This window comes from Corynebacterium marinum DSM 44953, assembly GCF_000835165.1.
GTDB classification, from domain to species: domain Bacteria; phylum Actinomycetota; class Actinomycetes; order Mycobacteriales; family Mycobacteriaceae; genus Corynebacterium; species Corynebacterium marinum.
Genome location: NZ_CP007790.1, coordinates 1,832,708 through 1,858,999, shown reverse-complemented (window position 1 = coordinate 1,858,999; position 26,292 = coordinate 1,832,708). Strand labels below are relative to the sequence as shown.

Sequence of the window (26,292 nt, the reverse complement as noted above, 5' to 3'; positions counted from 1 at the left end):
GCAGGTGACAGGGCGTTGCAACGACCACTAGAACCCAAGACGCACTCTAAATCGTGAAGAGCCCCTAACCCGGGTTTTTCACGGGAAGTAGCCGGACACCGGCTGAAGAAATGAAGAAAGTGACCCTTGACCAGGTAAATTGGTAGTTGCTTAGACTCCAGACACCCAAGTCGAAAGGATCACCTTCAGGGTGAATACTACCAGCTTCCATATCGGCACCCCCGCACCTTCCCAACTGTGTTCGAACGCCGGACTCATGCTACTGGCCACCACCGCTGATCAGGTCGGGGTGGCCGCTGCGATCGACACCGAACTCGGGGACCGGCAGAACCCGAACCTGGTCCACACCACCGGCCACACCATGACCACTCTCGCCCTGGCACTTGCCCTCGGTGGGGACGACGCAAATGACGTGGACCTCCTGGATCCGCTGGTGGCCACCGGCCTGATCGACCAGGTGCCCTCAGACTCCACGGTGCATCGCCGCCACGCAGAACTCGCCGGCCTGGGTTCTGACGGCACCACGGCGATCCTGGCGGGGATGAAATCGGCCCGTCGAGCCGCCTGGGCCGCCTGCGGCACCCGCAACCCCGCAGCCCGGGCCACCACCAACAATCCACTGGTCATCGACCTGGACGCCACCGAAATCCTCTCCCACTCCGACAAAGAGCATGCCACCCCGACGTGGAAGAAACACTTCGGATTCCACCCCCTAGCAGCGATCATCGACCACGGCGACGGGCTGACCGGGGAACCCGCAGCCGTGCTCCTGCGCCCCGGCAACGCCGGATCCAACACCGCCGCCGACCACATCACCGTGCTGGACCAGGCGGTGAGTGCTCTTCCCGAGCACGCCGACGGACACGAGTGGGACACACGCCTGCTGGTGCGTACCGACGCCGCCGTGGTTCCCAATCCTTTCTCAACCACCTCAACGACCAGGGCCTGGCCTATTCCATCGGGTTCCCGGTGACCTGGCAGATCGGGGAGATCGCCTCGACCCTGGGGGACCCCGTCAAGCAGGGCATCATCCGCCCCGACGGCACCGTCACCGACCCGGGTGACGGCTACGTTGCCGATATCACCTCCCGGATGCGGTCCTGGGCCGGGGAACCCCTGGGCACCGACCTGGACAAATACCCCGACGATATGCGGATCATCATCCGGGTGGAACACCCCGCGTCCGGGGCGCAGCTGCGCATCACCGATGTCGATGGCCGCCGGGTTCAGGCCTTTGTCACCAACCGCCCCGGCCATGCCAACCGGCTCGACGTCCTGCACCGCGGCAGGGGCAGGTGCGAGCAACGGATCCGGGACCTGAAAGACTGCGGGTTGGGGAAACTCCCGCACGAGGGTTTCCGGATGAATCAGGCGTGGTGTCATGTGGCGGTCCTGGCAATGAGCCTCATCACCTGGGCGGGGTTGGTCACCGCTGCCGGCAGTACCGCGGCACAGCAACGGCGGTCGCGGTGGTGGGTATGGGAACCGAAGACGCTGCGGGCGAGGATGTTGTCGATCGCCGCGATCGTGGTGCGTCACGCCCGGCGGGTCAGCCTGCGCTTCGATCAGGCTGCGCCGCATCGGCAGCTCCTGGAACACGGCCTGGCCAGGATCAGACGGATCGTCTGATCCTGGCCACATCCAGCCGCACGCTTTCGTCACTGCAGTCCTGAAGTTCCCCTACGATCTCATACCGGACCCTGGTTTCCCGGCCCAGTACCCGCCGGGACTCCGCCGACCCTGCAGTCGGTCACCCCCGTGCTGAGGACTGGAGACAAGACCCGTGAAAAATCCGGGCTAATATAATAAAGAAAAACTCGACTCAGACCATGCCACAAGAGCTCGAGGCCCCCTCTTGAGGTTTCGAATGGGAAGCCAGGATATATATTGCGTTTAAATCGATCCCAGCGACGATTTCGACACTTCGTTTTTGAAATCCTGCAAAATACTATTTCTACTCTGCTGTAGCTGTGACTGTTCGTACTCAGTGCTTTTCTCAAAGTTATTAGAGGAAACTGCTTCCCAGTCTTCGTCCATGAAACGAATGATACGGTTAGCAAGAGATCTGGAATCGCCTGACGGGTACAAAAAATCCTCACCCACTAGCTCAGAATGCCCGCCTACATCAGAAAGGATAACGGGCAAACCATGAGACATTGCTTCAACCACAGACCGAGGAAGTCCTTCACTTAAACTGGGCTGAATATAAATATCTATAGAATCGAACCACTTGCCCAATTCAGACGATGGCAAAGGGCCTTTTAATCTTACTCGATCGCTCAGATTCAAGCGATCAATCTGCTGTTGCAAATGTCTTTGATCACCCGGGCCGACCAATTCATAATCTATATCGTAACCCTTATCGGCCAAGAAGGAAACGGCGTCAACAGCGGATTCGTAACCCTTATACCGAAGATCTACCTTGCCAATACTGCCGAGTGTGAGCTTGTCTTTGTTAACTGGGATGCTCGAAAGTCGGCGTTTTAATCGACTGGAGTCAGACTCGATATTAACGTTGGAAATTCCTGCACTTCTACCCTTGGTAGGGTACCTCTCCTGTAGAAAATGTTGAGTAACATAAATCGTAAAGCGAGAACGTGAAACCGCCGCCCGGGTGGCCAAGAATGCAAATGGAGCGATTAAACTTCCCTTCCAGCCATGAAAACGGTAGGAGTCCCAAGGGCAACCTACCATTTCAATAAGGACGGGCTTGCCCAACTTAGCGGCGGCCGCACAAGTAATCCATCCCACCACACTGGGTAAGCGCACGATCGCACAATCCACATCTCGGAGTCTGTCACAGATTTCACGATAGATTCCGGTGAAATTGGTGAGCAAACTGCGTGGATCTTTGTATGAAAATATAGGGTTGAATGAAGCTCCATCACAACTGGAAACAGACATCCCGCTTGGGCTGGCGCTGGTAACACGGGTGGAAACTACTATCTCGTCAAATACGGATAAATACCGCCGCCAGATTTCGCTACCGAAACCACGAGAATAATAGACCCCCTCATGGTTAATCAACGGTGCATCATGGAAAAAGCCGACTTTCATGTGAACCCTTCAATAGGCAATATATTTTCAATCTCGTTGAAAAATAGGGTGCTCAAACCAGAACACCTAATCTGGTTAGGGAAAGGCTCGAAGCGAGACATTTCTAAACTTCTATAGGCCATCAACTTAAAGTAAATCCTGGTATCTTAAGTTCGTCAAAAGTACGTGAAAACACTACTTCGATCCACGGTTGTTCGATACCAGCGGCGGGCCAGCGAGATCAGACTAGAAGGAGATAGTGTTTTTTATCAAACGTTGTTTTCCGCTTTTCTCTCTAGGGATCTCCTCGACGTGTCGAATGGCAATGTGGGTGGAAGGGTCGAAAGACTGCTTGAACTTCTCTACCAACATCTGATCGTTTGTGGTCGCATACTCTTTTGAGTCCACCACGAGTAGAATAGTGATCTCTCCTAGATTCTCTTGTCGAACCTGAGCCTGAATCATTGAGCTGGGCATGTACTTAAGCAAGCTCGCAACATGAACGCTATTAACTTTCGCGCCATCGGATCTCAACAAGTAGTCGTCTGACCTTCCGTAGATCTTACTAACCCTTGGGGTGGCTAATCCACAGGCACAAGGATGGGTAGAATCCTCCAAGTCCATCGAGTCACCGATCCGATATCGGATGAGCGGAGTGCCATGAGTTTGAAAGCTAGTTACCAATATCTCGTTGGTTCCAGGGAGAGTCTCGAAGACACCCGTAGAGAGTTCCAGATGCATCGAGCCTTCAAAACATTGAGTGACAAATGGTGCCCCCTCACTCGACGCATATTGATCATATACCTTGGTCTCAAATACGCGTTCTAGGAGGTCCCGGCCCCGTTCCGTTAGGGTCTCTGCAGTTGGGAAGATTGCAACGGGTTTGAATTTTAACTTGATTGCATTCCGTTCAATGAAACTTGCGATATCACACAGAGGGGTGAAGTAGCCATCAAGCGCATGCGGCCTAAATTCATTGAGATGATCAACATACCGGGCCAAGTTCTCTTCGCTCAGATGGAAAGTGGAATAAAGAACTTGGTTTGCTGCCCGATTATGCCTCCAAAAGGCGCGACTTGTGCTAGAAGGTGGAACGATATGTTTTCCACTGAACGTGGCTCGCTTCATCTTTCTATTTTCAAAACCGTGACGGCTTTTAAAATGATCAAGCATGGCCATTCGTCGCATTTCGTCTTCACGAGTATAGCGAACGACTAGCGATTTACCTGTCGTTCCCCCAGTGTGTGCTTGGGTAGATTTTCGGGAGGAAACAGTGTATACTTTCTCGATCTCACGGCGCAGGGTGTCCTTTTCTAGTAAAGGGAGCTGAGGGAGATCATCAACTTCTCTAATTTTCGTTATGTCAAGCTCTGAGTAGAAGTCACGGTAAAATGGGCTCTCTCGGGACGCAAATCTTAAAAACTGACGGAGTAGCACTGCTTGATAGTCTTGTTGACGTTCTATGCTCCACGTGTCATATTCTTTTAGCCAAGCTCTATGCTGAGCATAGATTGCGCCGTAACGTTGTTTTGCCTTGATCGAACCGGAAACTTGAACCATGAAATTTTGAAAGAAAAGCGGCGAGTGGTCGTAGAAAACTTTAAGTTTAGACATATCGTTTCTCATTTCGGGGGAACATGAACACAATAGGCGTTGTAAGCTCAGAGGATAAGTAGATTCTCGCTGATTGGTTTACTCCTAGAGAGCCAGTTCTCTCTCGCCAAAGCTGCGTGGGTCGGTGCCGGGTCAATCTCGCGAGGCCCTTTGCTCCCGCCTTGCTTAAGCATGACCTTACAGAAGCGACCGTGCGTTCCGGTGTAGATGCAGAGAATAGTTCAGTAGCGATATGCTCTAAAAAGTTCTAAAATCCTCGACTCGTGAGCCTTGATTATGGATGTTAGAGTCGAAGGCGGACGGTAGGGCTTGCAGCCAAGCGTACCGGGTCAAAGCGAGGGTTCAGTGAATGGATCCGTCGTGTTTGAGCTTGCTTTCCCTAACTCCGGCTCTTAAACCATTCAATTGTTTTCTCGAGGCCTTCACCCAGAGCAACGGGCTGGACGGCAGGAAACAGGTCAATGAGTACGTCGTTCGCTGCTTGAGAATCCCTTACGTCCCCAGCGCGGGGCTCTTGATGATCTCGTTCCAACGGGAAGCCAAGGATTTCTTCCATTACCGTAACTACGTCCAAGAGGGAGCTGCGGGTGCCGAATGCTAAGTTTACCGCATCTCCTGGGTTGATCCTCTCTCGTGCAGCAAGGGAGAGCGTCTCTGTCACTGTCTCCACAAAAGTGAAATCTCTGGTTTGCTCTCCGTCTCCATGGATTGGTAGGGGACGTCCTGCGAGTGCGGCATCGACAAACGCGGGCACGACGGCGGCATATGCATGGCCAGCAGCCTGCCCTGGGCCGTAAACGTTGAAAAAACGGAACGGCATAACTTCTAATCCGTAAACTGCGTTATAAGCGAGAGCATAAGTTTCAGTCGCCAGTTTGCTAACTGCGTAGGGGCTTATGGGCATGGGGCGAAGCTGCTCCGATTTAGGCAGAGTTTGATTCGAGCCGTATATAGAAGAGGAAGATGCCAGTGTGACATGGGCTCCCCATTTCCGCGCGGCTTCCAAAACATGCATGGTGCCAGTCGCGTTCGCATGATGCGACGCGAGTGGATCCTGAATGGAGCGAGGAACTGAAGGTCGAGCCGCTAGGTGCACGATTGCGTCGGCTTTATGTGCTGCTTGTGATAGCAGGTCTTGATCTAGGATAGATCCCTCGAAAAGTTCTACGTCTAGGCCCTGCAGGTTCTCGCGAAAACCGGTTGAAAAATCGTCAATGACAGCAATATGCGAAACTCCGTCTTTTTGAAGCTGCTTTATGAGGTTGGACCCGATGAAGCCTGCACCGCCGGTGATAAGGACTTTCATTTCTGTACTCCTGTTGTAGAACGTATGTTGCTAGAGGCGCAGGTGTGCTGCGGATTTCGGAAGCACACCCTTAAGATCGTAAATGGTGCAGTCAGATTTTCCGTAGGATCGGATACCTTCCGCGCCGAGCTCGGCAAACTGATGATGCGCGACCGCAATAATGATCGCATCGTAGTTTTGCGGGCAAGGCGTATCTACTAACGTGATGTCATACTCGCGTTCGACTTCTTCAGAGCTGGCCCAGGGGTCATGCACGTCGACGGTTATTCCGTATTCTTGCAGCTCTCGGACCACATCTACCACACGCGTGTTCCGAATGTCCGGAGTGTTTTCCTTGAAAGTGAGTCCCATAACCAAGATTCGAGCATCGCTCAGCTTTGGGATATGGTGCAGCATGGTTTTAACGAGTCGGCTGGCCACGTATTGTCCCATTGAGTCATTGAGCCGACGTCCTGCCAAAATAATCTCTGGATGGTGGCCCACTGCCTGGGCTTTGTGGGTTAAGTAGTAGGGGTCAACTCCGATACAGTGTCCGCCGACTAGTCCAGGGCGGAAGGGTAGGAAATTCCACTTAGTTCCGGCGGCCTCAAGGACATCTTGAGTATCGATATCCATTTTATTGAAAATAACCGCAAGCTCATTCATCAATGCGATATTGACGTCGCGCTGGGTGTTCTCAATCACTTTTGCGGCTTCTGCCACTTTAATGCTCGGGGCCGAGTGGGTGCCCGCGGATACGATTAAACGATATAGATCATCGATATAATCAGCAATTTCTGGAGTAGAACCGGAGGTCACTTTCACAATATTAGTGACACGATGCACCTTGTCTCCGGGATTGATTCGTTCGGGACTATAGCCCGCAAAAAACTCGTCGTTGTATTTAAGTCCACTGACCTCTTCTAGTAGTGGCACGCATACTTCCTCAGTAACGCCCGGGTACACAGTGGATTCGTAAATTACCACGTCCCCGGGTGTAAGGGTGGCCGCGAGGGTTCGGGTAGCAGCCCGAATTGCCCCGAGATCGGGCGATTTATGCTCGTCGATTGGTGTAGGAGTAGTCACGATGTAGACGTTGGCTTTCCGGAGATCCTCAGCATCTGCGGTGAATTCGAGGTTGATCGCCTGGAAGAGTTCCTCGTCGTTGACCTCTAGGGTTCGATCATGGCCTTGTTTCAGCTCGGCGATCCTAGATTCATCGATGTCGTAGCCCACAACTGGAAGATGCTGGCCGAAGGCTGCTGCGAGGGGTAATCCGACGTAACCGAGTCCGATCACCGCGATATGCGTGTCGGAAATTCTATGGGTGCTCATTAGTCTCCTAGATCTTTAAAGTGAGTCCACGCGCGACGAAACTCATGTAAAGCAGATCGACTTCCTGGAGGAAGCGAGGCGATGTTTGCAGTTCATGACGCGTGCCTCTCCAGCGCGGCTTTAGGGTACACATCGTCGAGACGGGTGTGCTGTACCGATGGGGCTGTCGTAAACTGCTTTCCCAGCATACCGCTGGGTAAGATTTTCGCTCGTTATGAGCGTTGTTTTCTGAATGGTGGGAGGTAAAGGCCCTAATGTGGGGGATCCCCGGTAGGGAAAATGATGCTACCTTACCGGGGTCGAAAGCTCCTTTGAGCTGTGATTATAGGGTATCGCGAAGCCCTTTATCGGCGGAGAGTGTGAAAATTATTCTATATCCTTAAACCTCGATCCACTGATGTGCCCTCGGTAGGCGATTGATCTCGGCTGCGGGCACCGTCGGGGCTTTCGGGCAGGAGTGATCCCCAGATCACGTCTTCGTCTGGGTGTTCCACGAATTGAAAGTATCTCGGGCCGAGGCTTCAGCTCAGGTGGTCAGGCAGGGACAACCACCGGCGGGGAATGGGCGTGGGTGAACAGTCGGGTCCACTGGGTTTCCCATTTCCAGCCCTTCGGCAGGTGCAGGATCACTCTCCGGGACCGACGCGCAATCCGGGCGGGAACGGCGATGACCTGACGGCGGATCGTCGCAGTGGTGGCCCTGCCCATCGCCCCCGCAGCAATGACCCCGGCTGTGCGGGTGAGGTTGAACGCCATGACCGCCAATACCAGCCACGCGGCGTTCGCGGTGAACTTCCCTGACGGCATATGTGCCAGGGCGCTGTTCTTCAGATCCGCGTTGACCTGCTCAATGATCGCGTGCCGGCGGTGGGTCTTATCCGCAGCCACGGTATCCATCAGTGTGGGGTCGGCGGTGGTGAACACCGCGTGGAAACGATGAAGATCAAACAGGCCAGGTTGATCCACGTCCTTGTTGTTCAACTCCGAAATCCGGCGCACCACCAAACGGCCGGGCACCTGGTCGGCCTTCTTCTTCGAGGCAAAAGCAACGAACGGTACTTCCGCGACCTCCGCCGAGGAGATCCAGCGCTGGGTGTCCTCGTCAAAGAGTGCGTCGGTGTACCGGATTGCTGTCCACGCATTATCAGCGATGGTGGCGATGGCTCGTTTCACGTTGGGGTCCATCCGCATGGTGACCGACACATCTGCCCCGGCGGTGAGTGCAGCATTGATGCTGGGGCGGCCGTAGAAGGCAGAATCTGCCCGCATCAGCATTTTCTTCCCTGTCATGGAGGGAAGGCTCCTGGTGGTGGTGATGGCATCGGCGATCAACCGGCCTGCCCCACGCGGGGAGCCGCACGAGCCTTTGCGCAGACGCTGCGCCACGATCACCGGGGTGGAATCCTTCGTGGTGACCGTCGCCAGCAGAGCGTTGAGTCCGCGGATACCGGAGTAACCGAAGCCGGCGCCTTGTTTGGTGTGTCCGTGGACTTCGATGATGGTGTCGTCGACGTCAATGAAGACATATCCGCCGGTGTCAGCGGGCACCAGGTTCGGTGACTGCGTCGCCAGGTTGGTCAGGAAGCGGGAGGCAACGGCATCGAGTTGGCGGACATGGCCGAAGGTGAAGGCCCGGAGAAAGGAACCCAGCGTCGAGGGGGCGTAGATCCGATCGAAGAGCCGGTTCATGCCGCTGTGGCGCAGCTGGTCCATGTCGTCGATGGAGTCGGCGCCGGCGACCATGCCGGCGATCAGTGTGGTGATCTTCGCCCCGGCATGCGCACCCTTGTCGCCTGCGACGGTCATTCGTTGCTGCGCCAGAGCCGACAGCCCTGCGGCATCGGCCAGGCGCATGACCGGGACCAGGCCGGCGGTCGACACGAGGTTAGGGTCATCAAATGAAACGGGCAGTGCTTTGGGAGTGTGAGATACTTGCACCTGTGAGGTGCATTTCTGGGCAGGGAAATCGAACTCTAGATGTACTGACCGGGGAGGTTGGTTAACCGGCTCACCGGTGGCTGACCTCCGCACGCGGAATGGGGCCGGTGGTGATTGTAGTCATGGACCCACCGGCCCAACGCCTCCCTGCGCTCGGACTCCGACAGGTAATGCCGGGCGTAGGCCCACCCATCAGCCATCGTCCGGTGGAACCGCTCAACCTTGCCGTTGGTCTGCGGCCGGTACGGCCTGGTCCACTTCGGCGTGACGCCCAACTCCCCGCAGGTCTGAGCCCACAACCGCGACCGGTAGGCGGAGCCGTTGTCACTGATCACCCGCTCGACGGTGATCCCCCGGCCGGCGAACCAGGCCGTAGCCCGACGGAGCACCGCTGCTGCGGTGACGGCTTTTTCGTCGTCGTGGATCTCGGCGTAGGCCACCCTGGAATGGTCATCGATGACGGTGTGGACGAAACAGTGCCCCATCTTCGGGTTGCGATAAGGATTTTTCGATTTGCCGGCGGTGGCGGCCCGGTGGCGGTCACCCTGTTGGCGTCCGACAAAGCGCCACCCACCACCGTCAGGGATCTGGCCGAATTTGGTGACATCGACATGGAGGAGATCACCGGGCCCGTCGTGCTCATAGCGGCGGACGACCTCACCGGTGGCCCGGTCGGTGTACGACAACCGGTTGATCCGGCACCGGCGTAGCACCTGGTGCGCGGTCGACGGGGCGACCCCGCACAGCACACCCAACTGGAGTGGCCCGAGGCGTTTGCGCAGGCGCAGGGACACAATCCGTTGGACGACCTTCTTCGGTGTCTTGTGAGGGCTGGTGTGCGGTCGGGAGGAGCGGTCCTGCATGGATTCGTTCGCCCGGTAGCGATCTACCCAGCGTTTGACGGTGGGCCAGGAGCACTGGAACCGGGCGGCGACCTCCGCAATCGGCCAGCCGTCGTCGACGACGAGTTTCGCGACCTTGAGGCGGTGACGTGGGGTCAGGGCTGCGTTAGCATGGGACATGGAAGACCTCTTGTGTGTGGTGGTGGAGTCGGTAGCACGTTCCATTTCACACGGGAGGTCTTCGTCATGTCAGCGGTTCACACAGATTCGACCAACGTCCCCGGTCAGTACAGCCGAACTGACCTTGACCGATGGTGAACGCGAGCAACTGGAACGCTGGGTCCGGCGACGAAAGCGGTCAAGTCCGCGGGAGTGGTGTATCTGCCTTTCGATAAAACAAGCAGCATGACGGTGTCAGGGACCGGCACGAGCCCGATGGTGAGACTGGCTCATGCGACCTCCTGAGTGGCTTCGCCGGCATCGATGACGGCGGCAGCCATCATCGCCTTCGTCTGCTCCAGGCTCGTCAGCGACATGTAGCGCTTCTGCTGGATCCAATCATCGTGCTGCTCCGCCAACACGGCACCGACGAGGCGGACCACGGCGTCGCGGTTGGGGAAGATCCCGACGACGTCGGTGCGCCGGCGGATCTCCCGGTTGAGCCTTTCGGTCGGGTTGTTCGACCACACCTTCGTCCACACCGCCTTCGGGGCGTGGGTGAAAGCCAGCAGCTCGTCGAGGGACTCCTCGAGGTAGTCCGCGACATGCGGGAACTTCTGCTCACAGAAGCCCACCACCTCCCGTGCCTGATCCCACACAGCCTGGGCATCGGGTTGCTGGAAGATCGTCTGAAACATCGCCGACAGCGTCGGCCACTGCGTCTTGGGCACCAGCCCGGAGAGGTTCTTAGCGAAGTGCGTGCGGCACCGCTGCCAGGAGGCGTTGGGCAGCACCTCGCCGATGGCGTGCTGGATCCCCAGGTGCGCGTCGCTGGTGACCAGGTACACCTGGTCCAGGCCCCGGGCCTTGAGATCGCGGAAGAAACCGGTCCAGGAGGCCACCGACTCCGAGGTGGCGACCTGCATACCGAGTAGTTCCCGATAGCCTTCGGCATTGACGCCGGTGGCCAGCAGGACGGAGGTCTTGACCACCCGCCCGCCTTCGCGGACCTTCATGGTCAACGCGTCGCAGGAAACATACAGATACGGGCCAGAATCCAACGGGCGGGTCCGGAAATCCTCCACCATCTGATCAAGATCTTTGGCCATCTCTGAGACCTGTGATTTCGACAGGTTGTTGATCCCCAAGCTGGCGACCAGGTCGTTCATCCTGCGGGTCGACACGCCTTTGAGGTAGCAGGTGGCGATCACGGTGGTCAGGGCCCGTTCGGCCCGGGTGCGTCGTTCCAGCAGCCAGTCCGGGAAGAAGGAACCGGTGCGTAGTTTCGGCACGGCGACGTCGATGGTGCCGACTCTGGTGTCGAGGTCTCGGTGGCGGTAGCCGTTGCGGACGTTGGTGCGGGACTCGGATGTGGTGGCGTAATCGGCGCCGCAGATCTGGTCGGCCTGGGTGGACAGGATCTGGTTGATGAAATTCTGCAGCATCTGTCTCATCAGGTCCGGAGAGGCTTGAGACAGCAGGTCGTCGAGGTAGGTGGTGGGGTCGATAGAATGGGGGCCAGCGGCCATCGTGGTGTCCCTTTCGAGGAGATGTAGGAGTTGATTCGAAAGGTACTGCGGTGGTCGCCCACATCGTTCATGGGGTCCTCACCGGCAGTTACAGATACACCACGCTAACGGACGTCACCACGAAAGCCCGCGCAGGACCTCGCGCTCCGGTCCCGGATCGTACTGGAATGCGCAACCGGGGCATCGAATTCGGAGGTTGCCCGTCGGCTGGGTACCTCATTGCCGACGGTGGGCAAGTGGCGGGCCCGCTTCATCGACAAGCGCCTCGACGGACTGGTCGACGAACCCCGGCCAGGCCGGCCCGCGACCATCGGTATCGACCGGGTCGAGCAGGTCATCGTCGACACCCTGGAATCCACACCAGCGAATGCGACGCACTGGTCACGAGCGAGCATGGCCGAGAAATCCGGACTGTCGAAGTCCACGGTCGGCCGGATCTGGAAGGCTTTCGGCCTCAAGCCCCACCTGGAGGAGGGGTTCAAGCTTTCCACCGATTCCTTCTTCACCGAGAAAATTTATGACATCGTCGGGTTGTATCTGAACCCACCGGAGTCAGCGGTCGTGCTGTGCGTTGACGAGAAAGCCAGGTACAAGCCCTACAGCGGTCCCAGCCGGCCTTTCCGATGCTGCCGGGGACACCTGAGCGGCGTGCCCATGACTATGTCCGCCACGGCACCACCAGCCTGTTCGCCGCACTCAACGTCGCCGATGGGACGGTGATCTCCTCGATCCACCGCCGGCACCGGGCAGTGGAGTTCAAGAAATTCCTGGTCAAGATCGACAAAACCATCCCAGAGGGCCTGGACGTGCACGTCATCTGCGACAACTACCGCACACATAAACACCCAACGATTCAGTCCTGGTTGGGAAAGCATCTCAGGTTCCACATGCACTTCACGCCCACCTACTCCTCCTGGCTCAACCAGGTGGAGCGGGTGTTTGCCGAGGTGACCCGAGAGCTCCTTCAGCGCAGCGACCACCGAAGCGTGCAGGCACTGGAGAAAGACCTCCGCGACTGGGTAAAGGCCTGGAACGAGGACCCCAAGCCGTTCATCTGGACTAAAACGGCTGAGGAAATTCTCGAATCCATCGCCCGATACCTACAACGAATTAACGGCGCAGGACACTAGGAGTCTTGGCCCCCTGCTCGGCTATTGAGCGCTAGCTACACTGTGTTTATGCATTTCAAACAGGGGCCCGCTTCACGGTTACGCCGCAAGAAGCGGAAGCAGTGCTTAGGAGGTGTAGGCCTCGTATGCCTGTTTCTGTCGCTGGGAGTGTTTACCTGGTTGTTCTTCCCTCCGGAGGGAACCCCTGTTTCTAGTGATGCGGTAGTGGTGCTAGCTGGCAGTGCAGATGGCCGGCATCAGTTGGGGGCTCAGATGGTGGACCAAGGGGACGCTGAGAACTTCGTCGTGTCCAACCCACGCAAAGAACTAGATAAAGTTGGCACGGCACATTGCCGCGGGGTGAGCCGGCCTGAGACCGCGACGGGGGTTTGGTGTCTCGAACCTGATCCTGTCACCACTACGGGTGAAGCGATGGCTGTGGGGGAACTTGCTGAAAAAGAGGATTGGTCGAACATCACAGTCTTAACTCACCGTCCTCATACTCGGCGAGTGCAAGCAATATTTAATAAATGTACCAACTTAGAAGTTGTGGTCGTACCCCTCGAGAGAATCATCTGGACACGAATTCTATACCAAACTAGCCGTGAAATTGCAGGCTTCGCTAAATTCTGGATCACCAATCCTTGTCGTGACCTGCCCTGAGGCCGGATCCGAGTCTCAGTCTTGGTCAGGTTCCAAGATTTCGGTACCGTCCTCCTGCTTGAGGTTTTTGACTTTTTTCATTCGCGGCTGCGGGTCAAGCCGGTCGGCGATAGCCTTGCGGGTCGCTTTAATCGCGGTTTTGGTCGCCGGCGAGTTGACTGCCGTTTCGTAGCCTTTTTTGATCTGTTCAAATCTGCGACGTCCGGCTCTGGTGCCCAGGACGTAGCCGGCGGCTGCTCCGATGACCAACTGGATCATGTGGGGTACTGCTCCTCAATGGTAAAAGAACGTGTAGAAAATACTTTTACCAGCCTACCGTGATGCTTCCGGGTCGACGGGTGTCTCCGGGTGACTGATGGCGGCGGCAGCGCGGATGAGCCCGAGGTGGGAGAAGGCCTGGGGGTAGTTACCGGCGAGACGCCCGTGGGTGGGGGAGTATTCCTCGGCGAGCAGGCCGAGATCGGAGGAGACGGCGAGGATACGTTCCATCATTTCGCAGGCCTCGTGGAGGCGCCCGGAGTGGGCGTACTGCTCGATGAGCCAGAAGGAGCACAGAAGGAAAGGATATTCCTCGCCGGCGATACCGTCGACACCGGTGCCGGTGGGATAACGGTGGAGGAAACCGTGATCGTCGAGAAGCTCTTTTTCAATCCGGTCCACCGTTGCGAGCATGCGGGGGTCGGTGTAGGGGAGGAAACCGACCTGGGCGAGCTGGAGGAGGGAGGCATCGACGGCGGTGCTGCCGTAGGTCTGGGTGAAGGACTGGAGCTGGTCGTTCCAGCCGTGGGTGAGGATTTCGTCGCGAAGCGCCTCGCGCAGCTCCCGCCAGCGCTCGACGGGGCCGCTGAGGCCGTGGTTTTCCACGGCCTTGATGCCGCGGTCGAAGGCTGCCCACATCATCGCCCGACCATGGGTGAAGTAGGCGGGTGCGCTGCGCATCTCCCAGATGCCGTGGTCCTTGGCGTCGAACACTGCTTCCTGGAAGGAGAGGATGGACTTCTGCAGGTCCCAGGAGAACTCGTCATCGTCGATGCCGGCGATACGCAGGGTCTCCAGGGCGATCATGACCTCGCCGACCACATCCGCCTGATACTGCTCGGCAGCGCCGTTGCCGATGCGCACCGGGCGAGCATTCTCATAGCCGGGCAGGTGATCGAGTTCGAACTCGGGCAGATGCCGCTCACCGCTCAGGCCGTACATGATGCGCAGCTGCTTGGAGTCGCCGGCGATGGCGCGTAGCAGCCAGTTGCGCCAGGCGTGTGCCCGTTCGGTGTATCCGGACTCCACGAGCACCTCGATGGTCCAGGCCGAGTCGCGCAGCCACACGTAGCGGTAGTCCCAGTTGCGTTGCCCACCGAACTCCTCCGGTAGGGAAGTGGTGGGGGCGGCGACGATGCCGCCTGTCTGGGCGTCGGTAAGCGCCCTGAGGACCAGGAGCGAACGGTTCACCTCCTGGCGATACTCACCGTTGTAGTTGCAGGACTCCGCCCAGTCGTGCCACGCGCGCCGCGTGATCTCCTTGGCCTTCGAATAATCCGGCGGGGCCGGGATCTGCCGGTGAGAGGGAAACCAGGTGAGCACCCACTCCAGCTGATCACCTTCACGCATGTGGAAGAAGCCCCGGTGGGAGTTCGTGTCCTCATTCAGGGTGAGGTAGGGGCCACGCACATGGACAGAGTTGGGGCCGGCCACGCAGAGAATTTCACCGACGTTGTCCTCTGCGGCCGTCACCCGGTAACGGTAGTAGGGGGTGGCACGGCCGTAGTCGAAACGCAGCCGCAGGATATTGCGAATATCCACCTCACCCTCCACGCAGCGGACCACGCGCAGAAGGTCGGTACAGGCGAAAGCCCGCTTCTCCTCCCCCTCGAGTTCGCCATCGATGGGCATGAAGTCGGTGACGGTGGCAACCCCCGTCGGTGTGGTCCACGTGGTCTCCAGGACGAAGGAGTCGCTGACGTAGCGGCGGGCGGAGACGTGGCCGCCGGGGGCGTCGATGAGCCAGTGCCCGTGTTCCTCATTTCCCAGCAGCGCGGTGAACACCGCCTGGGAATCGAAGCGCGGCATGCACAACCAGTCGATGCTGCCCTCCTCCGAGACCAGCGCCGCGGTGCGCATGTCGGACAGCAGGGCGTACTTCTCCAGCGGGGTGTGGGTCGGCTTGCTCATGGTGCCCACCCTATTCACGGGACAGCGGCCATGAGATGCGCTAGGTTCGTAATACCAACATTGCGGGCAGGGAGGTGGCGATGAACGGCGAGTTCCCGGGACAACTGTCCGGACACGCCTCAGCCACCCTCGCGCTCACCGCGCTGATCTACGCCAACCTGGGGGACATCGACGTCGCCGGGGAAGCCGCCCGCTGGCACGGCGCGGCGGCGGGGCAGTCCGGTGCGGACACCCCCTGAGCGGTACCTTGGGCACGTGACAACCTCCCGCCTCGGGGTGCCCGCCCTTCTCATCGCACTGCTTGTTTCCGCCCCCACCGCCGCCGCCTCGCCCTTCGGGGTGCCGCAGGTGCAGGTGGCCGGCTCCTCGCTTGGTAGTGCCCCCGTGTTCCATCCCGGCGCCCCCGTCCCCGTGCCCTTCACCCCCGACTATCTGGTCGGCTACGTCTCGGACGTCTCCTCCCACGGGTTGCTGACCTACCACGACGTCACCGCCGGGTTCACCGCGCTGCGCGCCAACGAGGAGCTGATGGCCCGCAACCTCGAGCTCACCCTCGCCGCCAACAATTCCGCCACCCCGGAGCTGATCGCCCGGGCGCAGCTGGACTCGGCGGCAGATTCCGAGGGCCTGCTCTTCGCGCTTTCCGATGCCCTCGGTCCCGAGCTCGGCGCCGCCATGCGCGACGCCCTCGCCGAAAAGCGCCTGCCCAAGACCGAGTTCCTCCTGGGCAACGGCTACTCCGCCCGCGCCGGGGGACTGGCCAGCTCCCTGGTCTTCGACAAGATCCTCCACGGCTACCCGCGCCCCTTCGAGCTCGCGCCGGAGACGGTGGTGCGTCATGACCTTCCGGGTTACCAGTTCTACGACTCAGCAGGGGAGAGCCGCTCCTTCCCCTCCGGGCACGCCAACCAGGCGGTGTGGGTGTCCACCCTGCTGGGCCTCATGCTTCCCGAGCTCGGCCCCCAGATCCTCGCCCGCGGCGCCGACTCCGGCTACCACCGCGTGGTCATGGGCGTGCATTTCCCGCTCGACGTCGTCGGCGGCCGCATGACCGGCACCGCCGCGGCCGCCGACCGCTGGAACGACCCCAAGATGCGCGACGCCCTGCAGCAGGCCGCCGCGGAACTGCGCGCCGAGCTGGAGTGGCGCACCGGCCGCCCCCTCGCCCCCGTGCCTGCCGACGCCGCCGTGGAGCGCTACTCCGGCCACCTCACCTTCGGGCTCCCTCCGGTAGGGGAGGTGGGTGCTCCGATGATCGTCCCGCCGGCCGCCCCCGACCTCCTGCTCGCGCACCACCCCGAGCTCTCCTACGGGCAGCGTGCCGAGGTCCTGCGCCAGACCGCTCTGCCCTCCGGCGGGCCGCTGGACGATCCCGGCCCCGCCGGTTCCTGGCAGCGCCTCAACCTGGCCGCGGCCTGGACGGCGTCGGTTTCGGTGGCGCCCGACGGGTCGGTGTCAGTGGAAAGTTGAGGTGCCGTATCCAACTTTCGGTTGATGTAGGGTGATACCTATGACGCCCATAACCAAACAGAAGGCCCCGGCGGAGAAGGTGCGGCGCAGGAAGGGCATCTCCCCGTGGGTGCCCAACCAGCACGGCGCCTGGGCCATGCTCATCAGCCCCGCCGCCCTCGGCCTGATCGCCGGCCTGGTCGCGTGGGTGCGTGCCGATGGTTCCCCGCTTGCCCTGCCGGTGTTTCTCGCGGTGCTGGTCGCGTGGTTCTTCGGCTACTTCGCCTTCTTCGCCTTCGGCCTGGCCGTCAAGGCCCGCAATCCGCGGCGGCGTGCCAGGTATCTTCGGCCGGTCTACGTGTACGGTGCGGTGTCCCTGGTGGGCATCGCGGTGGCGCTCCTGCTCCAGCCGCAGCTGCTGTGGTGGGCGCTGCCCTTTGCCCCGCTGGTGGTGATCGCCGTGGGGGAGACGGTTGCCGGGCGGTCTCGCTCGACGCTCTCGGGAGTCTCCACCACCGTCGCCTCCGCTCTGCTCTATCCCGCGCTGGTGGGCGTCGGTTCGGGTTCTGTGGGGGCTGCGGCCTGGGCCGGCATGATCTTCCTGGCGGCGTACTTCTCCGGGACGATCCCCTTCGTCAAATCCATGATCCGCGAGCGCAACAATCCCCGCTACCTCACCGGCTCCATCTGTTACCACGTCCTGGCCGTCTTCGCGGTGCTCGGACTGGTGTTGCTCGCGCCCGTCGGCTGGGCCGCTGCCGTGCTCATGGTGACCACGGCGCTGCTCGCACTGGTGCGCGCCGTCTACGTCCCGGTGGCCGCCCACGAGGGTGCCGACTGGAACGCCCGCCGGCTGGGCATGGCCGAGGTGCCGGTGCTGCTGGTCGCCTGCGCCGGTGTGCTGGCGACGTTGTTCTAGGCTTCCTGCTGGCCGACTTCGGTCGTCGTGGTGATCCCCTCGGCGAGGGAGCGCTTCACCGTGCACAGCTTGCCGATGGAACGCTGCGTGCTCGCGATCAGCTTCTCCCTCTTCTCGGGGTCCAGCTCGGAGAGGTCTGCGACGATGCGGTTGCTCAGCACCTCGATGAGGTTCGTCTCCGGGTTGTGGACTGCCTCCACGGTGGAACTGAGTTCGAAATCCTCCCCGAGCCGGTGGGCCAGCTGGGCCTCGCCGGACAACGCCGCGCACCCGGCCAGCGCGGCCTGGAGCAGCTCGACAGGGGAGAAGGAATCGGGGGCTCCGGAGAGTCCAATCTGCAGCGTCGCGCCGCGGCCGTTGTCCACGGTGAGGGTCCAGGGCGCGGTGCGCTCGGCGGTCAATGCGGGGGTGTTCTCGGGGTTAAGGGAAGAAATGTGTGCTCTTAGGGTCTTAAATCCCTGACCTAGCCAGCACAAACACCAACATTCTGTGTCTCCGCATCCACACAAGCAGCCCCACGCACGGAAATCCCGGCCCCGAACACCGCGTGTGCCCACCACCGGACTACACCAGGTGAGTGAACAGAACACGACCCACCTGCCCGGTCTGCACCGGGCCCATGAGAAGAAACGGCCGTACCTCAAAAAGCTCCCCACGCTGGCGGTGCACCACCTGCGGCGCCTCCATCACCAACACCCGCCCCGATGATCAGCACGCCCACCGCTTCGGCCTGTTCATCACCTGGATCCTGAACTCCCAGTCACGCACCAGCCTCGCCCACCAGCTTGGGATCAGCCGCCGGACACTGACCAACTGGTTTCACGACTACTGGTTCATCCAGGTCCCGCGTAACACCGATACCCGCCGCGTCCACGACCAGCTGTTCATCGACGGCACCTACTTCAACACCACGTGCCTGCTGGTGGTGTGCACCGCCGAACACGTCGTGGCCTGGCACTGGTGCACCCGGGAGGACTCCGACAGCTACACCCGCCTGTTCGACCAGATCCCAGCCCCGTTGATTGTGACCACCGACGGCCAACAAGGAGCGCTCAAAGCCATCAGGGACACCTGGCCACAGGCCACCATCCAGCGCTGCATCGTGCACGTCAAACGCAACATCCAGACCCACGTCACCCTCCGCCCCCAGCTACCGGCCGGCAAGGCACTACGACAGCTGTCGCTGAAACTTCTACGGGTGACCACGCCCGAACAGGCCGCCACCTGGCTGGTGCTGCTGCAGCAGTTCCACGGCGTCTACGGCCCCTGGTTGAACGAGAAGACCTACAAGGCAGATGTCCCTGCCGACCAGGTCCCGGCGTTCGCACGCACCAACAAGGCCTGGTGGTTCACCCACCACCGACACCGCCGCGCCTACAAACTGCTGGAGAAACTAGCCACCAGCGGTCACCTGTTCACCTTCCTCACCCCACCGGAAGGGGTCACCACCCCGGTCAAGGCGACGACCAACTGCCTGGAAGGCGGGGTCAACGCGCAGATCAAGGCGTTGGCGCGTCACCACCGCGGCATGTTCGATGAACATCAACGCATCGCGGTGGACTGGTGGCTGTACACCCATACGCAGCTGCCTGACGACCCGATCAGCATCGCCAGGCAGCAGCAGTGGGGCAAGGTCGGACTCGCCAAAGTCACCGACCTGATCAACCAGCAGCAGCCTGACGTCGGCCGTGAAGACGGTCGACCGGCTACCTATGACACCGGTATCGATGCCACACCGACGAACTCTATGGGCATCCGCCGCGGTTGGCTAGGTAGATAAGCTGTCCCGGCTGCTCACACCCACTATCCGGGGTCAGTGGCCGGGGACGGCGAGCACACGAAATTTCCCTTAACCCGACACGCCGCAAAAGCACACATTTCTTCCCTTAACCCTGTTCTCGGCCATGGGGATCACCATTTTCCGTTGGGGGCTACTGCCGCCACGCTAGCAGTGGGCGTTGACCCCGGGAACGCAAAGAAGGCCACCGGATTTCTCCGGTGGCCTTCGCTTTTGCTCCTCCAACTGGGCTCGAACCAGTGACCCTTCGATTAACAGTCGAATGCTCTGCCAACTGAGCTATGGAGGATTAACTTGGCGTGCTGTTCGGCGCTCACGCGCTTCCCTGCAACGATTTACAACTATAAGGCAGCTTGCCTGGGGTGCCAAATCGCCAGCTAGAAAAGCATTTCGAGTGTGGGGGAGTCTGGCCGTGTTTGACGCGGTGAGGCTTGCGGGCAGGTCATTGCCGTGGCGGCTACCGGGTGCCGATATACTGACCGGGTTACATGCAGGGGGCTATAGCTCAGTTGGTTAGAGCCGCGGACTCATAATCCGTAGGTCGCGGGTTCAAGTCCCGCTGGCCCCACACAAATCCCTGCCCGCCCGTTTTCGGGCCGGCGGGGATTTCTCGTCTCGGCGGCACGGGGGGAGGCGGTCGTCTTAATGCTTTCTTGTGTGATGCGACATGTAAGGTGCTCCCTCATGATCCGCATCATAAGAGGTGACCAATGAGTGACCAGTCGAATAATTCCCCTGCCACTGAAAAGTCCACCGCATCCCCGCGGGCCCAGGACCCCATGGATTCCAGCAACGACCGAAATTGGTGGCTGATCCTCGCCGGCCCTGTGGTTGCCGTGATCATTACGCTGCTGCTGCCGGAGAGTCTTTCCTTCGGGGGGCGGGCCGTCGCCGGTATCGCGATCTGGATGGCGCTGTGGTGGATGACAGAGGCAGTGCCCATTCCCGTGACCTCACTGCTTCCTCTGGTCCTCTTCCCCCTCGTCGGTGCGGGGACCATGGCTGAGGTTGCCGGCCCCTACGCCAACTCCGTGGTCTTCCTGGTCATGGGCGGCGTAATCCTCGGGCTGGCCACCGAGAAGTCCAACCTGCACCTGCGGGTGGCGTTGCTGACCATCAGGGCGGTGGGCACGAAGCCTGCCCAGATCGTGCTCGGGCTGATGATCGCCTCGGCGTTTATTTCCGCGTGGGTGTCCAACACCGCGACCGCGGTGATCATGGTGCCCATTGCGTCGTCCATCATCCAGCTGGTGCGGAAGGTGGACAGCCGGGCAGCCGGTAAGAAATTCTCCGCCGCCATGCTCCTGGGCGTCGCCTACGGCGTGACCATCGGTTCCACGGCTACGGTCATCGGCCAGCCGCCGATGGCACTGATGAAGGCTTACCTGCTGGAATCGCAGGACTTCGACATGGGCTTCGCGCAGTGGATGCTCATCGGTGTGCCGTGGGCTGTGGTCATGGTGGCGGTGGCCTGGTTGGTGCTGACCAAGTTTGTTTTCCGTCCGGAGGTCAATGAGATTCCGGGTGGCAAGGAGATGATCCGGGAGGAATACCGGAACCTCGGGGCGATGAGGACGTCGGAAAAGCGGGTCGGCCTGATCTTCCTGGCGGCCATCTTCTTCTGGGTGGCGGTGCCCTTCATTGCAGACATCGCCGTGGTGGAGGAGTATCTGCCGTTCCTCGCGTCCATCTCTGATACCCAGGTCGCCATCGCCGCCGCTGTGGCGTGTTTCATCGTGCCCGCCGAAAAACGCAGCATCAACCCCAAAAGCCCTGCTCTGCTCAGCTGGTCCACTTCCCGCGAGGTCCCCTGGGGGCTGCTGCTCCTCTTCGGTGGAGGTCTGTCACTTTCGGCGATGTTCACCAACACGGGGCTCTCGGAGTGGGTGGGATCCCAGGTGTCCGGCCTGGCAGATCTGCCCAACTGGGTCATCGTCCTGGTGGTCATCCTCGTCGGCCTGGCGCTGACCGAGCTGACGTCCAATACCGCGACCGCGGCCGCCTTCTTCCCGATCTTCGGCGCCGTGGCCGTGGGCGTGGGCATGGACCCCCTGATCATGACGATCGCCGTCACCCTGGCCGTCTGTTCTGCCTTCATGCTCCCGGTCGCGACCCCCTCCAACGCCGTGGCCTTCGGGTCCGGGGAAATCACCATCAAGCAGATGGTGAAGGCCGGCGTGTGGCTGAACATGATCTCCCTGGTGCTGATCATGATCGTCCTGCACACCCTGGTTCCCCTGGTGTTCAACGTCAGCCTTTAAGGCCTTTCCTGCTGTGGGGGGGGCTCGAAGTCCCCCGCCTCTACTTCCCGAGCCGCTCCCAGCCGATCCTCCGGCCGGGAGCGGTTTCATTGTGGCCACCTGTCTTGACCCATAACTCTCAACTTCAACTTGAAGAAACGGGGGTTGAAGTGGGGGTTTAGAGTTGCAGGTGTGATTCCAGGGGCTGACACTGAGGGAAGTGCAAACGAGGCCGTTGGGGAAGACGAACCTCGTCTTACGCCGTTCCGGATTTTCTGAATTGATCCAGGGCGGTGGTCGTTTTACTGCCGAAGGATTTTCGACATGACCACCCTTGCACCTACGCTCGCACGTTGGTTGGGCGCCGCCGATTCCTCGGTACCGGACCATCCGTGGGAGACCCCCGACGCACCCGCCTACCCGGCGTTCGCGTCCGATGTCGCACGCACCGCCGTGCTCAACATCACGGGTATGCCGTGTGCCGTGCGCTCGCGCGTCGAGACCGCCATGGTTGTCTGCATCCCCAGCGATTCCGAGATCAGTTACGCCGACGCCGATCCGCTCACCGCCGAGTGGTTCACCGCCTGGCGGCGCTGCGACGACGCCGGCGACGGCCCGCGCATCGCCTGCAACCAGCTCATCACGGGCACCGACGAGGAACTGTGCCGCCTGCGCACCGTCGTGGAGAACCTCGCCCGCAACCACGGCTTCACCGCCGAGCTCACCCTGGGGGACTAGAAACCTTCCGGGGGAACCGGGGGAGTAGCCGGGGGCGCGCAACAACACAAAAAACACCCCGCCGGACCGCTTGAGCGGTGGCGGGGTGCAGTCGGGCGTCGATAAGCGGACTAGAAGTCCCAGTCGTCGTCCGTGGTCTCCTCAGCGGTGCCGATGACGTAGGAGGAACCCGAGCCGGAGAAGAAATCGTGGTTCTCGTTGGCGGAGGGGTCCAGGGAGGTCATGACGCCGGCGTTGAAACGGCAGGAATCTGCGGGGAAGATGCCCTCGAAGCCCAGGTTCATCATCGCCTTGTTGGCGTTGTAGCGCAGGAAAGCCTTGACGTCCTCGGTCCAGCCGAGGGAGTCGTAGATGTCCTGGGTGTAGTGGGCCTCGTTGTCGTAGAGATCCATGAGCATCTCCAGGGCGAAGTCCTTGTCCGCCTCCTGCTCCTCCGCGGTCTGCAGCTTGGCGGCCTGCTGGAACTTGTAGCCGATGTAGTAACCGTGGACGGCCTCGTCGCGGATGATGAGGCGGATGATGTCCGCCGCGTTGGTGATCTTGCCCATCGACGAAAAACGCAGCGGCAGGTAGAAGCCCGAGTAGAAGAGGAAGGACTCCAGCATCACCGAGGCGATCTTCTTGCGCTGCGGGGTGCCGTTGCGGTACTGCTCCATGATGGTGCGGCCCTTGTACTGCAGGTTGTCGTTCTCACGCGACCAGCGGAAGGACTCGTCGATCTCCGGGGTGGTGGCCAGAGTCATGAAGATGTTGGAGTAGGACTTCGCGTGCACCGACTCCATGAAGGCGATATTCGTGTACACCGCCTCCTCGTGCGGGGTCACCGCGTCGGGCAGGATGCTCACGGCACCGACGGTGCCCTGCATGGTGTCCAGGAACGTCAGGCCCGTGAACACGCGCATCGTCGCGGTCTGCTCAGCCGCGGTCATGTGGCGCCAGGAGCTGACGTCGTTGGACACCGGGACCTTCTCCGGCAGCCAGAAGTTGGTGGTGAGGCGGTTCCAGATGTCCATGTCGATCTGGTCCGGGATGTGGTTCCAGTCGACGGAGTCGAGGATGTCGCCCGGCTGGTAGTGGACAGGGGTGCTGACGGTCTGGGTTGAAGTGGTCACGCTCTCCCGCCAGGGTTCGAACCTGGATCCACCTGCTGGTCGGTTGTGCTGCCTGTTGCACCACGGGAAATGCCCCCGGGGATTGCAGAGCTTGAAAGGGCTCTGAAGTGATCGGAGGGCGGGGGCAGCCCTGTGCGGTCCATGTTAGCCAGTCGGTGGGCGGAATCCCAGACTCGCTGGTTCGGGTGACTGGTGTGGGTGGTGGGTCGGGTTGGTGTGGGTGGCATGGGTGTCGGGGTCGCGCTGACGTTTGCCCAGGGAGGGGCTGTGGGGGAGTGGTGGCGGGGAGAATCAGCCTGATCCTGACACTCCCGTCCTGCCGCCCTGCCGCCCTGCCGCCCTCACCCGGTCCGCCAGGCGGGCACGCCGCCGGACCACAGGTGATCCGGGTAGGACAGGCCCTTACCGGAGAGCGTCCGGACCTGCTCGACGATGATCTCCGCCGCCAACCCATTGGACAGGTGCTCCTTGCGCACCCGGACGATGCTCAGCCCGTTGGCCAGGTACTCCACGGTCTGGTCGTATTCCTTCTCCTTCACAGACCTGCCGTCTGTCGCGGGAAGGTCGTATTTGCCCTGGCCGTCGTACTCGATGATGAGCCCGAGGCCGGGGTAGAAGAAGTCGACCCGGCCCAGCCACGTGCCCCGGCGCGATGTGATGTTCACCTGCTGGAGCGGGACGGGCAGCCCGAGACGCCACATCAGCAACTTGAGCTTTGTCTCCCGGGGACTCTCCGATCCCGCGGAGGCCAGCAGTGCCGCCTGCCGGATGTCGTCGATTCTCTTGGCACCGCCCATTTCCTGCACCCGGCTATCCACCTTCCCCAGAGTGAACCATTTCTTCTGCAGGCAGTGATCGAGAGCGTGAACGGCATCGTCGAGGCTGTTCCAGCGGGCCAGGTCGAGGCACGTGGTCAGGCGGTCGGTCACTTGGACGATGCCGAAACCCGTGTCCATCAGGCGGGTCCGGGAGGAGTGCTCCCGCCGTAACGCCCGGTAGTGGACGCTCCCCTTGTGGACCGTGCGTCCCGCCGACCTGCCCAATTCCACGGGAGCGCCCAGGCACTGGCCGTGGCTGCGTTGCTCGGGGAATCCCCAGAGAAGTGACGCCGAGCTTCCGATGACGTAGGTCTTCGGTGCCGTGCAGGCGTACGCGGTGATCCTGGCCCATACCTGGGCGGTGGCGGACAGCTCGCGGTGGGTCCGGGCGTCGATGAAGTGGCCGGGCGCCAGCTTGTGGTAGTCGCCAGCCGCCCACCCGCGGTAGAGCCTGCGTTGCGCTGAGACGGACGCACCAGTGGTGCAGATGAGCGGCCCCCCGACCTGGTTCATGGGGCTCAGTCTGGCAGAGGAGGGGATCGGCCGCACGCCGTGTCGGGGACGGGCTGAAACTCGCCCGGGCGGGTCCGTCAGGGGGCGGGGGAGGGAAGGATCAGCTTGATCCTGACACGAGCCGGTTACACCTCAGTGCTGTAGTGCCCGTCCCCGAAGGGGTCCAGCACGTGGTCCGCGAGCTGCCCGATGTCATCGATGACGCGGGTGGGGCGGTAGGGGTACCTGTCTATCTCCGCGTCGTCGGAGATGCCGGAGCGGACCAGGATGGTGCGCATGCCGGCCTCCAGGCCGGACTTGACGTCGGTGTCCATGCGGTCGCCGATCATCACCGCGTTCTCCGAGTGGGCGCCGATGGTGTTCAGGGCCGAGCGCATCATCACCGGGTTCGGCTTGCCGATGTAGTACGGGCGCATCCCCGTCGCCGCCGTGATCAGCGCAGCCACGGCACCCGTCGCCGGCAGCACGCCCTGGGGGGCCGGGCCGGTGACGTCCGGGTTGGTGCAGATGAAGCGCGCCCCGCCCAGGATGAGGTTGATGGCGGTGGTGATCGCCTCGAAGGAGTAGGTGCGGGTCTCGCCCAGGACCACGAATTCCGGTTTCGAGTCCGTGAGGATCCACCCCTTGGCGTGCAGGGCGGTGGTCAGTCCGGATTCGCCGACCACGTAGGCCGTGCCCTCCTCACGCTGATTGGCCAGGAAATGGGCGGTGGCGGTGGCCGAGGTCCAGATCCGGTCGGCCGGGATCCGTAGCCCTGTGGCGGCCAGACGTGCCGAAAGGTCCCGCGGGGTGTGGATCGAGTTGTTGGTGAGCACCATGAACTCGATGCCGTTGTCCCGCAGGGCCTGCAGGAAGCGGTCGGCGCCCGGGATCATCTCGCCTTCGCGGATGAGGACGCCGTCCATGTCGGTCAGGTAGCTGATGCTGGCGGTCATGTCCGCCATTGTCCTCCGTTACGCCGGATCGTGCGCGTCAAAGTGGAGGAGGGCGCATGGGGCCAGACTGCATGTCATAAGCTTGAGCCGG

Annotated in this window: 21 protein-coding genes, 2 tRNA genes and 1 pseudogene; 10 read left to right on the top strand and 14 right to left on the bottom strand. The window is 60.8% G+C overall.

What is annotated here, in order from left to right:
- Window positions 1-190 precede the first annotated feature (190 nt).
- A complete protein-coding gene (locus B840_RS13970; RefSeq protein WP_169745253.1) occupies window positions 191-973 on the top strand; it encodes a transposase in 783 nt (260 codons plus the stop codon).
- Complete coding sequence (locus B840_RS13965; protein WP_052491146.1) at window positions 970-1,629, top strand: IS1380 family transposase; 660 nt, start codon at window positions 970-972, stop codon at window positions 1,627-1,629. Before B840_RS13970 ends, B840_RS13965 begins: the two co-directional genes overlap by 4 nt.
- A 264-nt stretch (window positions 1,630-1,893) precedes the next feature.
- Here B840_RS13965 and B840_RS13140 read toward each other — a convergent pair whose 3' ends face one another.
- The 7 genes from B840_RS13140 to B840_RS08805 form a co-directional block, all read right to left on the bottom strand.
- Complete coding sequence (locus B840_RS13140; protein ID WP_084602906.1) at window positions 1,894-3,057, bottom strand: glycosyltransferase; 1,164 nt, start codon at window positions 3,055-3,057, stop codon at window positions 1,894-1,896.
- 225 nt (window positions 3,058-3,282) lie between these two features.
- Entirely contained in the window at window positions 3,283-4,650 is a 1,368-nt protein-coding gene (locus B840_RS13515) for a phenylacetate--CoA ligase family protein (RefSeq protein ID WP_156971881.1), read from the bottom strand.
- A 379-nt stretch (window positions 4,651-5,029) separates the two neighbouring features.
- A complete protein-coding gene (locus B840_RS13135; RefSeq protein WP_084602904.1) occupies window positions 5,030-5,956 on the bottom strand; it encodes an NAD-dependent epimerase/dehydratase family protein in 927 nt (308 codons plus the stop codon).
- 30 nt (window positions 5,957-5,986) lie between these two features.
- Window positions 5,987-7,270, bottom strand: a complete 1,284-nt coding sequence (locus B840_RS13130) for a nucleotide sugar dehydrogenase (RefSeq protein ID WP_084602902.1) — start codon at window positions 7,268-7,270, stop codon at window positions 5,987-5,989.
- Between the two features lie 534 nt (window positions 7,271-7,804).
- Complete coding sequence (locus tag B840_RS08815; RefSeq protein ID WP_084602900.1) at window positions 7,805-9,208, bottom strand: IS1380 family transposase; 1,404 nt, start codon at window positions 9,206-9,208, stop codon at window positions 7,805-7,807.
- Window positions 9,209-9,243: 35 nt separating this feature from the next.
- A complete protein-coding gene (locus tag B840_RS08810; protein WP_042621843.1) occupies window positions 9,244-10,230 on the bottom strand; it encodes an IS481 family transposase in 987 nt (328 codons plus the stop codon).
- Between the two features lie 269 nt (window positions 10,231-10,499).
- Window positions 10,500-11,738, bottom strand: coding sequence for an IS256 family transposase (locus B840_RS08805; RefSeq protein ID WP_042621842.1), 1,239 nt, complete (start codon window positions 11,736-11,738; stop codon window positions 10,500-10,502).
- 156 nt (window positions 11,739-11,894) lie between these two features.
- Here B840_RS08805 and B840_RS08800 point away from each other — a divergent pair.
- Window positions 11,895-12,868 (top strand): annotated as a pseudogene (locus B840_RS08800) (IS630 family transposase).
- A gap of 657 nt (window positions 12,869-13,525) precedes the next feature.
- On the opposite strand, the gene B840_RS08795 reads toward B840_RS08800, so the two are convergent.
- Complete coding sequence (locus B840_RS08795) at window positions 13,526-13,768, bottom strand: hypothetical protein (protein ID WP_042621841.1); 243 nt, start codon at window positions 13,766-13,768, stop codon at window positions 13,526-13,528.
- A gap of 54 nt (window positions 13,769-13,822) precedes the next feature.
- Window positions 13,823-15,679 carry a glycoside hydrolase family 15 protein gene (locus B840_RS08790; RefSeq protein ID WP_042622658.1) on the bottom strand — a complete coding sequence of 619 codons (1,857 nt, stop codon included), beginning with the start codon at window positions 15,677-15,679 and terminating at the stop codon, window positions 13,823-13,825.
- 80 nt (window positions 15,680-15,759) lie between these two features.
- Between B840_RS08790 and B840_RS13510 the strand changes: the two genes are divergently transcribed.
- From B840_RS13510 to B840_RS08780, 3 genes are read left to right on the top strand one after another with little or no spacing between them, the layout of a single operon-like run.
- The gene (locus tag B840_RS13510) at window positions 15,760-15,918 is read left to right on the top strand and encodes a hypothetical protein (RefSeq protein ID WP_156971879.1); all 159 of its coding nucleotides are present in this window, start codon (window positions 15,760-15,762) and stop codon (window positions 15,916-15,918) included.
- Between the two features lie 16 nt (window positions 15,919-15,934).
- Window positions 15,935-17,149, top strand: a complete 1,215-nt coding sequence (locus B840_RS08785; protein WP_042621840.1) for a phosphatase PAP2 family protein — start codon at window positions 15,935-15,937, stop codon at window positions 17,147-17,149.
- Window positions 17,150-17,189: 40 nt separating this feature from the next.
- Window positions 17,190-18,047, top strand: coding sequence for a YwiC-like family protein (locus tag B840_RS08780; protein ID WP_052491145.1), 858 nt, complete (start codon window positions 17,190-17,192; stop codon window positions 18,045-18,047).
- Here B840_RS08780 and B840_RS08775 read toward each other — a convergent pair.
- Window positions 18,044-18,448 (bottom strand): OsmC family protein, encoded by a 405-nt coding sequence (locus B840_RS08775; protein ID WP_229676661.1) that lies wholly within the window; start codon window positions 18,446-18,448, stop codon window positions 18,044-18,046. The two genes, B840_RS08780 and B840_RS08775, sit on opposite strands and share 4 nt — an antisense overlap.
- 176 nt (window positions 18,449-18,624) lie before the next feature.
- Here B840_RS08775 and B840_RS08770 point away from each other — a divergent pair, with 176 nt between their 5' ends.
- Window positions 18,625-19,827 (top strand): IS1249 family transposase, encoded by a 1,203-nt coding sequence (locus B840_RS08770; protein ID WP_042621839.1) that lies wholly within the window; start codon window positions 18,625-18,627, stop codon window positions 19,825-19,827.
- A gap of 234 nt (window positions 19,828-20,061) precedes the next feature.
- Here B840_RS08770 and B840_RS08765 read toward each other — a convergent pair.
- Window positions 20,062-20,134, bottom strand: a tRNA-Asn gene (locus tag B840_RS08765).
- A 205-nt stretch (window positions 20,135-20,339) separates the two neighbouring features.
- Here B840_RS08765 and B840_RS08760 point away from each other — a divergent pair.
- The 3 genes from B840_RS08760 (at window position 20,340) to B840_RS08750 (ending at window position 22,823) form a co-directional block, all read left to right on the top strand.
- A tRNA-Ile gene (locus B840_RS08760) sits at window positions 20,340-20,413 on the top strand.
- A 211-nt stretch (window positions 20,414-20,624) separates the two neighbouring features.
- The gene (locus B840_RS08755; protein WP_084602896.1) at window positions 20,625-22,106 is read left to right on the top strand and encodes an SLC13 family permease; all 1,482 of its coding nucleotides are present in this window, start codon (window positions 20,625-20,627) and stop codon (window positions 22,104-22,106) included.
- 303 nt (window positions 22,107-22,409) lie between these two features.
- A complete protein-coding gene (locus B840_RS08750; protein WP_052491143.1) occupies window positions 22,410-22,823 on the top strand; it encodes a hypothetical protein in 414 nt (137 codons plus the stop codon).
- A 110-nt stretch (window positions 22,824-22,933) separates the two neighbouring features.
- Here B840_RS08750 and nrdF read toward each other — a convergent pair whose 3' ends face one another.
- From nrdF to B840_RS08735, 3 genes are all read right to left on the bottom strand, one after another.
- Window positions 22,934-23,935, bottom strand: a complete 1,002-nt coding sequence (nrdF, locus tag B840_RS08745; protein ID WP_042621838.1) for a class 1b ribonucleoside-diphosphate reductase subunit beta — start codon at window positions 23,933-23,935, stop codon at window positions 22,934-22,936.
- A 341-nt stretch (window positions 23,936-24,276) separates the two neighbouring features.
- Complete coding sequence (locus B840_RS08740; protein ID WP_042621837.1) at window positions 24,277-25,266, bottom strand: hypothetical protein; 990 nt, start codon at window positions 25,264-25,266, stop codon at window positions 24,277-24,279.
- Window positions 25,267-25,391: 125 nt separating this feature from the next.
- Complete coding sequence (locus B840_RS08735) at window positions 25,392-26,201, bottom strand: HAD-IIA family hydrolase (RefSeq protein ID WP_042622653.1); 810 nt, start codon at window positions 26,199-26,201, stop codon at window positions 25,392-25,394.
- Between the last annotated feature and the right edge of the window lie 91 nt (window positions 26,202-26,292).

What these genes read in the sequence shown, in the direction of transcription:
- B840_RS08810 (WP_042621843.1), bottom strand. Translation starts at nt 10,230, where the DNA reads ATGTCCCATGCTAACGCAGCCCTGACCCCACGTCACCGCCTCAAGGTC.
- B840_RS13515 (WP_156971881.1), bottom strand. Translation starts at nt 4,650, where the DNA reads ATGTCTAAACTTAAAGTTTTCTACGACCACTCGCCGCTTTTCTTTCAA.
- B840_RS08740 (WP_042621837.1), bottom strand. Translation starts at nt 25,266, where the DNA reads ATGAACCAGGTCGGGGGGCCGCTCATCTGCACCACTGGTGCGTCCGTC.
- B840_RS13510 (WP_156971879.1), top strand. Translation starts at nt 15,760, where the DNA reads ATGAACGGCGAGTTCCCGGGACAACTGTCCGGACACGCCTCAGCCACC.
- B840_RS08780 (WP_052491145.1), top strand. Translation starts at nt 17,190, where the DNA reads ATGACGCCCATAACCAAACAGAAGGCCCCGGCGGAGAAGGTGCGGCGC.
- B840_RS13135 (WP_084602904.1), bottom strand. Translation starts at nt 5,956, where the DNA reads ATGAAAGTCCTTATCACCGGCGGTGCAGGCTTCATCGGGTCCAACCTC.
- B840_RS13140 (WP_084602906.1), bottom strand. Translation starts at nt 3,057, where the DNA reads ATGAAAGTCGGCTTTTTCCATGATGCACCGTTGATTAACCATGAGGGG.
- B840_RS08805 (WP_042621842.1), bottom strand. Translation starts at nt 11,738, where the DNA reads ATGGCCGCTGGCCCCCATTCTATCGACCCCACCACCTACCTCGACGAC.
- B840_RS08735 (WP_042622653.1), bottom strand. Translation starts at nt 26,201, where the DNA reads ATGACCGCCAGCATCAGCTACCTGACCGACATGGACGGCGTCCTCATC.
- B840_RS08795 (WP_042621841.1), bottom strand. Translation starts at nt 13,768, where the DNA reads ATGATCCAGTTGGTCATCGGAGCAGCCGCCGGCTACGTCCTGGGCACC.
- B840_RS08750 (WP_052491143.1), top strand. Translation starts at nt 22,410, where the DNA reads ATGACCACCCTTGCACCTACGCTCGCACGTTGGTTGGGCGCCGCCGAT.
- B840_RS08790 (WP_042622658.1), bottom strand. Translation starts at nt 15,679, where the DNA reads ATGAGCAAGCCGACCCACACCCCGCTGGAGAAGTACGCCCTGCTGTCC.
- B840_RS13130 (WP_084602902.1), bottom strand. Translation starts at nt 7,270, where the DNA reads ATGAGCACCCATAGAATTTCCGACACGCATATCGCGGTGATCGGACTC.
- B840_RS08755 (WP_084602896.1), top strand. Translation starts at nt 20,625, where the DNA reads ATGGATTCCAGCAACGACCGAAATTGGTGGCTGATCCTCGCCGGCCCT.